Genomic DNA, 12,029 nt, shown 5'->3' with positions numbered 1-12,029 from the left:
ATGAGCGACGTGACGCTGAATGCCGCCACCGCCAATCCGGAAGCCGCGCCGCGCTCCGCGCCGGTGGTCAGCACGGGGGCTGTGGCCTGGCTGCGGACCAACCTTTTCTCCTCCTGGATCAACACCGCCGTATCCCTGGCGCTGGCCTATCTGCTGGTGCGCTGGACCATCGGCTTCATCGACTGGGCCTTCATCAACGCCATCTGGACGGTGCCCATGCAGGGCAACGTGCCGCAGACCCAGGCCTGCCGGGACCTGGAAGGCGCCGGCGCCTGCTGGGCCGTGATCGGGGAGAAGCATCGCTTCATCCTGTTCGGCACCTACCCCTACGATGAACATTGGCGGCCGCTGCTGGTCTGCGCGCTGTTCATCGGCCTGTACATCGTCTCCGCCATGCGGCGCTTCTGGTCCTGGGTGCTGATACCGATCTGGATCGGCACGCTGACGCTGATCGGCGTGCTGATGTGGGGCGGCATCTTCGGCCTGTCCTATGTGCCCCAGGAACGCTGGGGCGGGCTGCCCATCACGCTGATCCTGTCCACCTTCGGCCTGGCCTTCGCCTTCCCGCTGGCGATCCTGGTGGCGCTTGGGCGGCGCTCGAAGCTACCGGCCATCAAGATGCTATGCGTGCTGTATGTGGAGCTGGTGCGCGGCGTGCCGCTGATCAGCCTGCTGTTCATGGCCAGCGTGATGTTCCCGCTGTTCCTGCCGGAGGGCATGAACATCGACAAGCTGCTGCGCGCGCAGGTCGCCATCACCCTGTTCGCCGGCGCCTATCTGGCGGAGGTGGTGCGCGCGGGGCTGCAGACCCTGCCGCGCGGCCAGTATGAGGCGGCGGATGCGCTCGGCCTGCCCTATTGGTACAAGACCGGCTTCATCATCCTGCCGCAGGCGCTGCGGCTGGTGATTCCGCCGCTGGTGAACACCTTCATCGGCTTCTTCAAGGACACGTCCCTGGTGCTGATCATCGGCATCTTCGACCTGCTGACCGCCGGCAAGACCGCGATCGTGGAGCCTGCCTGGCAGGGCTTCGGGATCGAGGTCTATGTCTTCGTCGGTGCCATCTACCTGGTGTTCTGCTTCGCCATGTCGAAGTACAGCCAGGATCTGGAACGCGACCTCAACCAACATCGCAGCCGCTGAAGCGGAGCACAGGGAAGCTGAATATGGGTCAGACCATCGAAACCGAGGGCCGCTTCGCCTCCGCCATGCGGACCGATGCGCCGCCGGCCATCGTGCTGGAAGACGTGAACAAGTGGTTCGGCACGCTGCATGTGCTGCGCGACATCAACCTGAACGTGGCGACCGGCGAACGCGTGGTGGTGTGCGGGCCGTCCGGTTCCGGCAAATCCACCATGATCCGCTGCATCAACCGGCTGGAACAGCACCAGCAGGGCAAGATCATGGTGGACGGCATCGAGCTGTCGGACGACCTCCGCAGCCTGGATGCGATCCGCCGCGAAGTCGGCATGGTGTTCCAGTCCTTCAACCTGTTCCCCCACCTGACGGTGCTGGAGAACTGCACCCTGGCGCCGATCTGGGTGCGCCGGATGCCGAAGAAGGAAGCGGAAGACCTGGCGATGGAATACCTGGAACGGGTCCGCATCCCGGAACAGGCGAAGAAATACCCCGGCCAGCTTTCCGGCGGCCAGCAGCAGCGAGTCGCCATCGCCCGCGCGCTGTGCATGAAGCCCAAGATCATGCTGTTCGACGAGCCGACCTCGGCGCTCGACCCGGAAATGATCAAGGAGGTGCTGGATACCATGGTGATGCTGGCGGAGACCGGCATGACCATGATCTGCGTGACCCACGAGATGGGCTTCGCCCGCCAGGTGGCCGACCGCGTGGTGTTCATGGACCAGGGCGAGATCGTCGAAAGCGGGGAGCCGGAGGCGCTGTTCAGCGCCCCCAAGACCGACCGCCTGCGCCTGTTCCTGAGCCAGATCCTGCGCGGGCACTGAGCCCGGCCAGACCCGGCGCGCTTGCGGTGGGTGGCGGCGCGGGCCTATGCCTGCGCCCGTTCCGCATCTGGAGCTCACCTTGAGCCATCCCGCCGCCCGCCCCGCCTCGCTGGCCGCCGTCATCGGTGTTCTCGGCATCGTCTATGGCGATATCGGCACCAGCCCGCTTTATGCGATGCGCGCCTCGCTGCTGCTGTTCGCGGATGACGGCATCTCACCCTTCGAGATTCTCGGCATCCTCAGCCTGATCTTCTGGTCGCTGATCATCGTCGTCACGGTGAAATATGTCGGCTTCATCCTGCGCGCCGACAATCGCGGGGAGGGCGGCATCATGGCGCTCACCGCCTTGGCGCAGAATGCGATGCCACCGGGCAGCCGGGCCCGCCGCCTGGTGATGGTGGTGGGCATCGCCGGGGCCGGTCTGTTCTTCAGCGATGGCATGGTGACGCCGGCGATCTCCGTGCTCTCGGCGGTGGAGGGGCTGAAGGTGGTCTCGCCCGTCATGGAGCCGGCGGTGATCCCGGTGTCGCTCGCGGTGCTGATCGGGCTGTTCCTGGTGCAGTATCGCGGCACCGGGTCCATGGGCGCGATCTTCGGGCCGATCACCGCGGTCTGGTTCCTGGTGCTCGCGCTGCTCGGCCTGGCGCAGATCGTGCAGAACCCGCTGGTGCTGTCGGCGCTTTCGCCGCACCACGCCATTGCCTTCAGCATGGAATACCGCATCGCCGCCTTCGTCTCGCTCGGCGCCGTCGTGCTGGCGGTGACGGGGGGGGAGGCGCTGTATGCCGATATGGGGCATTTCGGCGCAAAGCCGATCCGCTTCGCCTGGATGTTCATCGTGCTGCCGGCGCTGGTGCTGAACTATTTCGGCCAGGGCGCACTGCTGCTGTCGCAGCCGGAGGCGCTGGAAAGCCCCTTCTTCCTGCTGGCGCCGGAGGCGCTGCGCCTGCCTCTGGTGCTGCTGGCCACGGCGGCCACCATCATCGCCAGCCAGGCGATGATCTCGGGCGCCTTCTCCGTCGCGCGGCAGGCCATGCAACTCGGCCTTCTGCCGCGCATGACGGTCCGCCATACGAGTGAGACGGAGCAGGGCCAGATCTACATGCCGCAGGTGAATTTCATGCTGCTGTTCGGCGTGATCATCCTGGTGCTGGAATTCCGCTCCTCCGACGCGCTGGCCGCGGCCTATGGGCTGGCGGTGACCGGCACCTTCGTCTGCACCAGCCTGTTGGCCGGCGTGGTGTTCTGGCGCCGCTTCGGCTGGCCACTGTGGCTGGCGCTGCCGGTCTTCGGCACCTTCCTGCTGATCGACGTGCTGTATTTCGCCGCCAACCTGCTCAAGGTGCCGGATGGGGGCTACTTCCCGCTGCTGCTGGGCATCGCGCTGTTCACCCTGATGCGGACCTGGCGGCGCGGCCGGGAATTGCTGTTCGCCCGCTTCCGGCAGGACAGCCTGCCGCTGAAATCCTTCCTCGCCCGGCTGCCGCAATCCCGCACCTTGCGGGTGCCGGGGATTGCCGTGTTCATGACCAGCCAGGCGGATTTCGTGCCCGGCGCGCTGCTGCACAATCTGAAGCACAACAAGGTGCTGCATCAGCGGGTGCTGTTCGTGACCGTGCTGAACGAGGACATCCCCCGCGTCGAGGATCGGCGGGAGGTGACGGAGCTGGCGCCCGACATCCACCGCGTGCTGCTGCGTTATGGCTTCCTGGAAAGCCCTAATCTGCCGAAGGAGCTGGAGGCGCTGCGCGACATCGGCATTCCGTTCGAGCCGATGCAGGCCAGCTACTTCCTGGGGCGAGAGACGGTGGTGGCCGCCGTGGTGCCGAAAATGCCGCGCTGGCGCCAATGGCTGTTCACGCTGATGAGCCGCAATGCGCAGCCCGCCACGGAATTCTTCCGCATCCCGTCGGATCGGGTGGTGGAGCTTGGCGTACGGGTGGCCATCTGAAACGTACGTCCTTCTGCCGCGTTGCAGAATGTTGGCGAGGGAGGGTGCAGGTGGTCGCGTCGAGATTGGTTGAGGTGACGCTGGTGCGAACCTGGAGCCCGGCGGACCCGCAGGGTGATGCGAACCATCGCATCGTCTTCGCCATGGCGTTGGACGCGCAGGGCTCGCCGGATGAGCAGGCATGGGTGGACGACCCGAACCCCTGGCCGGCGCTGCTGGAGGCGCCAGACGCTCCTGCCGTGCCTGGCGATGTGGCTCATGATGAGGAAGGCTGGTCGCTTCGCTTTTCGGAGCACGACGCTTCGCTGGACGAGGCGCCGCTGCATCGCATCCTGGGCGCCGGCGGCTGGCTGCGCCCGGGGGAGGTGGTGACGATCCGCATGCCGGATGGCGCCGCGGCCGCCTGGCGCGTCGTGGCGGTAGGCTGAACACGCCCCATGAAAAAGGGCGCCCACCCTGCGGTGGACGCCCTTTCCGAAAATCTGGTGGAGCCATGGGGAGTCGAACCCCAGACCTCTTGAATGCCATTCAAGCGCTCTACCAACTGAGCTATGGCCCCGCACACAGTCGCGAGGCGGGCCGTATAGCCGCCGGTCGGGGGGCGCGCAAGCCACCCCCAGGCGGGTTTCGCAACCCCCTTCCGTCGCGCGCCGGACCCGAATAGGGTCCGGAACATCAAGGCTGGAGGGCACGGGCGGCGATGGGCAAGATCTACGGGGATGCGAAAGCGGCACTCGCCGGGCTGTTGCGGGACGGCATGACCATCATGTCCGGCGGCTTCGGCATCAGTGGCATTCCCTCCGTCCTGATCGAGGCGATCCGGGAATCCGGCGTGAAGGACCTGACGGTCATCTCCAACAATGCGGGCATTGATGATGCCGGGCTCGGCCTGCTGCTGCACACGCGGCAGATCCGCAAGATGATCAGTTCCTACGTGGGCGAAAACGCGACCTTCGCGAAGCAGTACCTGGCCGGCGAATTGGAGATCGAGTTCAACCCGCAGGGCACGCTGGCGGAGCGTATCCGCGCCGGCGGCGCCGGAATCCCGGCCTTTTTCACCAAGACCGGCTACGGCACGGCGGTGGCGGAGGGCAAGGAGGTTCGGGAATTCGACGGCGAGCATTACGTGATGGAACGCAGCCTGTTCGCCGACCTCGCCATCATTCACGCTTGGATGGCGGACCATGAAGGCAACGTGGTCTATCGGAAGACGGCGCGGAACTTCAACCCGATGATGGCGACCGCGGCGAAGGTCACGGTGGCGCAGGTGGAACACATCGTCCGCAACGGCGAGATCGATGCGGACCACATCCACACCCCCGGGATCTTCGTGAAGCGCATGATCGCGCTGCCGCCGGATTTCGAGAAGCGGATCGAACAGCGCACCATCCGCAAGCACCCGGCGCCGGCTGGCGCCGGTGGCGATATTTGATGCCCTCAGACGCCGGGCGGGCGCTCCGCGCCCTTGGCTTCGCGCAAGCCACTGTGGCTCCCCGCCGCATTGTTGGTCTGTGCGCGGGCCGCATTCGCGGCCTCGGCCCGCGCGAAGCGGCGCGTGCCGTCCTAGCCTTTTCCTGGAGATAACGGAATGCCCTGGACCCGCGACGAAATGGCGGCGCGCGCGGCGCGCGAGCTGCAGGACGGCTTCTACGTGAATCTCGGCATCGGCATCCCGACGCTGGTGGCGAACCACGTGCCGCCCGGCATGACGGTGCAGCTGCAATCCGAGAACGGCATGCTCGGCCTCGGCCCCTTCCCCTATGAGGGGGAGGAGGATCCGGACCTGATCAATGCCGGCAAGCAGACCATCACCCAGCTCCCCTCCAGCAGCTTCTTCGACAGCGCCCAGTCCTTCGGCATGATCCGCGGCGGGCATATCGACCTGTCCATCCTGGGCGCGCTGCAGGTGGCGCAGAATGGCGACCTGGCCAACTGGATGATCCCCGGCAAGATGGTGAAGGGGATGGGTGGCGCCATGGATCTGGTGGCGGGTGTCAAGCGCGTGATCGTGCTGATGGAGCACACCGCCGGCGGCAAGCCGAAGCTGCTGCGCGACTGCAACCTGCCGCTGACCGGCCGGCGCGTGGTGGATGTGGTGGTGACGGAATTGGGCGTCTTCGCCATCGACAAGAAGGGCGATGGCCCGATGCGCCTGCTGGAGACGGCGCCCGGCGTGACCGAGGCCGAGATCCGCGACAAGACCGAGGCCGATTTCAGCACCGCCCTGGTGAATGCCTGAACCGATGGGGCGCCGCCAAGGCGCCCCTGTTCGGGCCTACTGAAGCTGCGGCTGGCGGACCTGCTGGTAGCGCAGGCGGTCATCCTCCAGGATCCGGCGCAGCCGCTCCAGCTCCCGCTCACGCTCCGCAAGGGAACGCTCCCAGTCGCCACCGGCAGCCGGGGGGGTTGCGCGGGTGGCCGTCACCGGCGCGATCTGGCGTACCGGCTGGGACGCGGGTGCGCGGCGCACGGTGCGGCGCGGCGGGCTGCTGCGCCGCGCGGCCGGGGCGGCGGCGGGGACCGGCGGAGGCGGCACCCAGTCCAGCAGCGGAATCGGCCCGCGTTCCGGCGCCTGGGCCGCCGCGACGCCGGGCGTGAAGGATGTGCCGGGGGTGAAGCCAGGGGCGGCCGGGGTACGTTCCCGGAAGGCCTCGAAATCCGTCACGGTGGAGCTGAGCAGGTCGCGCCCGGGCCCGGCATCGTTCCAGTGTTGCGCCTGGGCAGGCCGGTCCAGGATCAGGGTCAGGGCGGCGGGCAGGATCAGAAGGGCGAAGCGACGCATCGGGCGAAATCCCAGTTTGGCTCGGTGGCCGGGCGACGCGGGGGCGCCTGCCAGGGGGGAAGATGGACTCCGCTGCGGCGCCGCACAAGCGATGAAACCTTACCGCAAATGAAGCTACAACAGGCAGAGCGCCTCCAGCTCCCGCCGCAGGGCCGGCGGCAGGGCGGCCAGCCCGGTGGCGGCGGCGCTGCCGCGCGGTGCATCCGGTGGCGCCGCGGCGGCTTCCAGATAGCGCCAGCCCTGGAAGGGCTTTTGCGGTCGTGGCTCCAGCAGCACCAGCTCCGGGTCCAGCACCAGGCCGGCGCAGCCGCTGCCATCGTCCCAGCGCTCATCCCGCACCTCCAGGATGCGCTGGCGCACCCGGATGGCACCGGACAGCACCCAGTAGAGCGACCCGCCCTCCACCAGCTCCGCCGCACGCTTCGGCATCATCCGCGTCTGGTGGCGCAGCGGTGGGTCCAGGGCGGCGCGGCGCGCCTGGCCGGCCGCCAGCTCCGCCACTTCCTTCGGTCCGACGCAGAGTTTCAGCAGGTGCAGCATGCGGCAATGCATGTGGCGAATCGCCGAGTCCGCGCAAGGCCCGCCGCACCCGGAGGCCGCTAAAGCTTGCCCCGCCGCGCAATCCCGGGTTAATCGGAGGCAACGAAATTTCCAAGGGAGACGATTTATGCTTCGCCGCAACCTTCTGGGCGCGACCATCCTCGGCGCTACCGCGCCCGCACTCTTCACCCCTGCCATCGCGCAGCCGCGCAACGCATCCTGGCCGCGCGCCCTCAACATGGGCACCGCCGCACCGGGCGGCACCTATGCGCTGTATGGGCCGGCCTGGGGCCAGATCGCGCAGGAAGCCACCGGGGTGCAGATCTCCTACCGCACCACGCAGGGCCCGAACCAGAACATCATCCTCGTGAACCGCAAGGAGATCGAGCTGGGCATGGCCACCATGGGCGTGGCGCTGCAGGCCTGGAATGGCGTTGGCGCCTGGACCCAGGGCAACCGCTTCCGCGACATCCGCGCGCTGTTCCCGATGTATGACACGCCGTTCCACGGCATCGCGCTGAAGCGCACCGGCATCACCAAGCATGCCGACCTGAACGGCAAGAGCGTCGGCGTCGGACCGCGCGGCGGCACGCCGGGCACCTACTACCCGCAGATCCTGACGGAGCTGGGCATCACCCCCTCCGCCGTCCGCTACGGCTCCGCCTCCGACCTGGTGGGGCAGATCCAGGACGGGCTGCTGGACGCCTTCCTGTTCGCCTCTGGCGTGCCGGTACCGGCCTTTTCCGAGATCGAGGTGCAGGCCGAGGTGAACTTCCTGGACTTCACGCAGGACGAAATCGCCAAGCTGACCGCGAAGTACCCGGAACTGGCCGCCGGCTCGCTGCCCATGGGCACCTACCGCACCCAGCAGAAGCCGCTCGGCATCGTCGGCATGTACAACTTCGCGATCGTCCACAAGTCGATCCCCGACGACCTGGCCTATGAGATCACCAAGTCGGTACTCTCTCAGAACGACCGGCTGAAGGCCGCGATCGCCACGGCGTCGGAGACGGTTGCGGCGAACTGGACCAAGAACACCTTCCTGCCCTTCCACCCCGGCGCGGCCCGCTACCTGCGCGAGGTTGGCCAGCAGGTGCCGGACAACCTCGTCCAGGCCTGAGGCGAAAAGGGCGGGGCGGAGCGGGCGGCAGGGGTGCTGCTAACGGTTCCGTGATCGCGCCACGAAACTTGCCAGCGTGGCATTCACGCGCTGGCAAGACGGTGCAGGCACTCTGCGGGCTCAGTCGTCTCGTGGAGCCTGCACTATGCGTTTTCTCCTCGACCTTTCGGTCGGCCGCAAACTGGCCGCCTCCGCTGCGCTCACCCTGCTTCTGCTGTCGGGACTTGTCGTACTGGTCTGGCAGGAGACTTCGGGGATCACCACCGCGCAGGTGGATTCCGCCCGCATGCAGGGCGCCATGGACCGGATGGACAACAATGCCGACCAGCTCCGCGAGGTGGCGGTTCTGGAACGTGACCTGCTGCTGACCCATGACGAGGCCAGCCAGGCGCCGGCCTGGGCCGCGGTGGAGAATACGATCCGAGCCAGCGTCACCGGGGCGCAGGAGGCGGCACGGGCCTCCGGGTCCCCCCGTGTGGCCGGGGCCGCGACGGCGCTGACCCAGGCGGCGGAGAGCTACCGCGCGGCGCTTGAGGTGGTGGCGCAGCTTCGCCTGCAGATGATCCAGGCGCGCGACAAGGAACTGTTCCCGCTTTCCGCCGAATACGATTCGCTGTTCGAGGCGGTCTCCGCCAGCTTCGGCTTCGACCTGCCGGCCGAGCAGCAGGATGATGCGCGCCACCGGCTGCTGACGGTGCATGGCGCGGTGAATGATGTGCGGATCGGCGTGCAGCGGCTGCTGGCGACAGGCGACGAGGCGCAGCTGCGCCGCGTGCGGCGCGGCATCGCCCAGGCCCGCGTGCATAGCCGCGGCCTGACGGCCATCGAGGCGCCGGCCCGGCTGCAGGACGATGTGAACCGCCTGGCGGAGCGGGCGCAGGGCATCGGCGTGGCGGCGGCCAAGATCCTGGATGCCGGCGAGGCCATTGAAAAGGCACGCCGCGAGGGTGTGGCTACGGCGCGGGCGGGCCTGGACGATGCCATCCGCGCCCTGGTCACGGCCGGTGAGGAAGTGGCCACCACGCAGCGCGAATATGTCATGCAGCGTGCCGAGACCGTGCGCGACGCCGTGATCTGGGCGGGCGGCGCGATCGGCCTGGTGCTGCTGCTGTCCTCCCTCGCCATGGCGCGCGGCGTCGGCGCGCCGATGCGCCGCCTGTCCGCCGTGATGGCACGCATCGCCGCCGGCGAAGCCGCGGTGGCGGTGCCCGACCGTGGCCGCCGCGACGAGATCGGCCAGATGGCGGAGGCGCTGGAAGGCCTGCGCGCCACCGTCAATCGCGCCTTCGCCCAGGGCCAGATGATCGAGCAGCTTCCGGCGGCGGTGATGAGCGCCGACCCGAACGACAATTTCCGCATGACCTACATGAATGCGGCAACGACGCGCCTGTTGGACACCATTCGCCAGCACCTGCCCTGCGGGCCTGAGGAGATGCTCGGGCAGAGCATCGACATCTTCCACAAGAACGCGGCGCACCAGCGCGCCATCCTGTCCGACCCGTCGCGCCTGCCGCACACGGCCCGCATCAACCTGGGCAAGGACGTACTGGAACTTCGCGTCTCCGCCATCCGCGACGCGGGCGGCACCTACACGGCCACCATGCTGACCTGGAGCGTGGTGACCGAACAGGTGCGCCTGGCGGACACCTTCGAGACGGAAGTGGGCGCGGTGGTGGCGGCGGTGGCCGAGTCCGCGGCGCGGCTGCAGCAATCCGCCATCTCGCTCTCCGGCACCGCCGCGACCTCCGGCGAGGAAGCGGCGGCGGTGGCGGCGGCCGGCGGCCAGGCGCAGGGCGATGTGCAGGCGGTGGCCGCGGCGGCGGAGGAAATGGCCAGTTCGGTCAGCGAAATCTCCCGTCAGGTGGGCGAAGCCGCGCAGGTCGCCAGCCGGGCCGTGGCCGAGACCCGCGCCACGGATGCCACCGTGCAGGGCCTGTCCGAGGCCGCGGCGCGCATCGGCGACGTGGTCCGGCTGATCGGCGACATCGCCGGCCAGACCAACCTTCTCGCCCTGAATGCCACCATCGAGGCAGCCCGCGCCGGGGAGGCCGGGAAGGGCTTCGCGGTGGTGGCGAGCGAAGTGAAGTCCCTCGCCGGCCAGACCGCCAAGGCGACGGAGGAGATCGCAGCCCAGATCGGCCAGATGCAGCAGGCCACCAGCCAGGCGGTGGCCGCCATCCGCGGCATCGGCGCGACGGTGGAGCGCACCAGCGAAATCGCCACTGCCATCGCCGCGGCGGTGGAGGAACAGGGCGCCGCGACGCAGGAAATTGCCCGCAGCGCCAGCCAGGTGGCGGATGCGACGCAGACGGTGGCGCAGCGGATCGAGGGTGTGCGCGGCGCCGCCCAGGCCACCGGCACGGCGGCCAGCGCCATGCGCGACGACAGCGGCGCGTTGGCCAACCAGGCCACCCAACTGCGCCAGAAGACCGACAGCTTCCTGCGCGCCGTGCGGGCCATCTAGCGGCGCGCCCAGCGGGAAACTTGCCGATGCCGGGGGGGAGCGCCTAAGCCCACCCCCGGAAAAGGCAGGAGCGGCAGCATGGGCTACAGGATGGCCGTGGTCGGCGCCACCGGGGCGGTGGGGCGGGAGATCCTCAAGACCCTGGCGGAACGCGCCTTTCCGGTGGACCGCATGGTGGCGCTCGGCTCCGGCCGGTCCGCCGGGCAGCAGGTCTCCTTCGGGGATGACCAGGTGCTGACGGTGCAGTCGCTGGACAGCTTCGACTTCAAGGGTACCGACCTGGCGCTGTTCTCGCCCGGCGCCGCCATCAGTGCGATCCATGCGCCGCGCGCGGCGGCGGCCGGCTGCGTGGTGATCGACACGACCGGCCAGTTCCGCATGGACCCCGACGTGCCGCTGGTGGTGCCGGAGGTGAATCCGCAGGCGCTGGCTCGATTCAAGAAGCGCCGCATCATCGCCAACCCGAACGGATCCACCATCCAGATGGTGGTGGCGCTGAAGCCGCTGCACGACCTGGCGCGGGTGAAGCGGGTGGTTGTCTCCACCTACCAGGCCGTCTCCGACGCGGGGCGGGAGGCGATGGACGAGCTGTGGTCGCAGACCCGTGGCGTCTATGTGAACGAAACCCCGCCATCGGAGCAGTTCACCAAGCAGATCGCCTTCAACTGCATCCCGCATATCGACAATTTCCTCGGCGACGGTTCGACGCGGGAGGAGAAGAAGATGGCGGAGGAGACCCGGAAGATTCTCGGCCCCGACATCGCCGTGATGGCCACCTGCGTCCGCGTGCCCGTCTTCATCGGCCATGCCGAGGCGGTGCATGTGGAGTTCGAGGAGCCGATCACGGAACAACAGGCCTGGGAGGCGCTGCGCGAGGCGCCGGGAATCATCGTGCTCGATCGCCGGGAGGATGGCGGCTACGCGACGCCGGCCGAGATCGCCGGCGAGGATTCCGTCTATGTCAGCCGCCTGCGCCGCGACCTGACGGTACCGCACGGCCTGGCCTTCTGGTGTGTCTGCGACAATCTGCGCAAGGGCGCGGCGCTGAACGCGGTGCAGATCGCGGAGGAACTGGTGGCGCAGGGGTTGTTGGGGGCGTAGCGGGGCGGCTTGCCGTTTCAACGACAGCGATCAGGCGAACGTAAGTACCGCCGTTGTGGCACGGGCAGCGCCCACGTTGCCTGGAGGCGCAGAACCGATGCCCGCTTGTT

Annotated in this window: 11 protein-coding genes and 1 tRNA gene; 9 read left to right on the top strand and 3 right to left on the bottom strand. The window is 68.3% G+C overall.

Features of this window, described 5'->3' with window-relative positions:
* The 4 genes from ACFHNC_RS00315 (at position 1) to ACFHNC_RS00300 (ending at position 4,340) form a co-directional block, all read left to right on the top strand.
* Positions 1–1,143: an amino acid ABC transporter permease gene (locus ACFHNC_RS00315; RefSeq protein ID WP_437167200.1), complete on the top strand. Its 1,143-nt coding sequence runs from the start codon at positions 1–3 to the stop codon at positions 1,141–1,143.
* 23 nt (positions 1,144–1,166) lie between these two features.
* Positions 1,167–1,961 carry an amino acid ABC transporter ATP-binding protein gene (locus tag ACFHNC_RS00310; protein ID WP_437167199.1) on the top strand — a complete coding sequence of 265 codons (795 nt, stop codon included), beginning with the start codon at positions 1,167–1,169 and terminating at the stop codon, positions 1,959–1,961.
* Between the two features lie 46 nt (positions 1,962–2,007).
* Positions 2,008–3,912: a potassium transporter Kup gene (locus tag ACFHNC_RS00305; RefSeq protein ID WP_437167198.1), complete on the top strand. Its 1,905-nt coding sequence runs from the start codon at positions 2,008–2,010 to the stop codon at positions 3,910–3,912.
* Positions 3,913–3,995: 83 nt separating this feature from the next.
* Complete coding sequence (locus ACFHNC_RS00300) at positions 3,996–4,340, top strand: hypothetical protein (RefSeq protein ID WP_437167197.1); 345 nt, start codon at positions 3,996–3,998, stop codon at positions 4,338–4,340.
* 55 nt (positions 4,341–4,395) lie between these two features.
* On the opposite strand, the gene ACFHNC_RS00295 is transcribed toward ACFHNC_RS00300, so the two are convergent.
* A tRNA-Ala gene (locus ACFHNC_RS00295) sits at positions 4,396–4,471 on the bottom strand.
* 141 nt (positions 4,472–4,612) lie between these two features.
* Between ACFHNC_RS00295 and ACFHNC_RS00290 the strand changes: the two genes are divergently transcribed.
* Positions 4,613–5,344 (top strand): CoA transferase subunit A, encoded by a 732-nt coding sequence (locus ACFHNC_RS00290; RefSeq protein WP_437167196.1) that lies wholly within the window; start codon positions 4,613–4,615, stop codon positions 5,342–5,344.
* 156 nt (positions 5,345–5,500) lie between these two features.
* On the top strand, positions 5,501–6,151 hold the full coding sequence (locus tag ACFHNC_RS00285; RefSeq protein ID WP_437167195.1) for a CoA transferase subunit B: 651 nt from the start codon (positions 5,501–5,503) through the stop codon (positions 6,149–6,151).
* A 36-nt stretch (positions 6,152–6,187) separates the two neighbouring features.
* Here ACFHNC_RS00285 and ACFHNC_RS00280 read toward each other — a convergent pair whose 3' ends face one another.
* Both ACFHNC_RS00280 and ACFHNC_RS00275 read right to left on the bottom strand, forming a co-directional pair.
* Positions 6,188–6,694 (bottom strand): hypothetical protein, encoded by a 507-nt coding sequence (locus ACFHNC_RS00280; protein ID WP_437167194.1) that lies wholly within the window; start codon positions 6,692–6,694, stop codon positions 6,188–6,190.
* A gap of 114 nt (positions 6,695–6,808) precedes the next feature.
* Complete coding sequence (locus tag ACFHNC_RS00275) at positions 6,809–7,234, bottom strand: DUF1489 family protein (protein ID WP_437167193.1); 426 nt, start codon at positions 7,232–7,234, stop codon at positions 6,809–6,811.
* A 127-nt stretch (positions 7,235–7,361) separates the two neighbouring features.
* Here ACFHNC_RS00275 and ACFHNC_RS00270 point away from each other — a divergent pair, with 127 nt between their 5' ends.
* The 3 genes from ACFHNC_RS00270 (at position 7,362) to ACFHNC_RS00260 (ending at position 11,919) form a co-directional block, all read left to right on the top strand.
* Positions 7,362–8,354, top strand: a complete 993-nt coding sequence (locus tag ACFHNC_RS00270; RefSeq protein ID WP_437167192.1) for a TAXI family TRAP transporter solute-binding subunit — start codon at positions 7,362–7,364, stop codon at positions 8,352–8,354.
* A 145-nt stretch (positions 8,355–8,499) separates the two neighbouring features.
* Entirely contained in the window at positions 8,500–10,818 is a 2,319-nt protein-coding gene (locus tag ACFHNC_RS00265; protein WP_437167191.1) for a methyl-accepting chemotaxis protein, read from the top strand.
* A 78-nt stretch (positions 10,819–10,896) separates the two neighbouring features.
* Positions 10,897–11,919, top strand: a complete 1,023-nt coding sequence (locus tag ACFHNC_RS00260) for an aspartate-semialdehyde dehydrogenase (protein WP_437167190.1) — start codon at positions 10,897–10,899, stop codon at positions 11,917–11,919.
* The last annotated feature ends 110 nt before the right edge of the window (positions 11,920–12,029 follow it).

It is taken from the genome of Falsiroseomonas sp. E2-1-a4 (genome assembly GCF_051433165.1).
In the GTDB taxonomy this organism is placed as follows: domain Bacteria; phylum Pseudomonadota; class Alphaproteobacteria; order Acetobacterales; family Acetobacteraceae; genus Falsiroseomonas.
The sequence above is the reverse complement of the archived record's forward strand: the minus strand, read 5'-3'. Positions and strand labels throughout refer to the sequence as shown.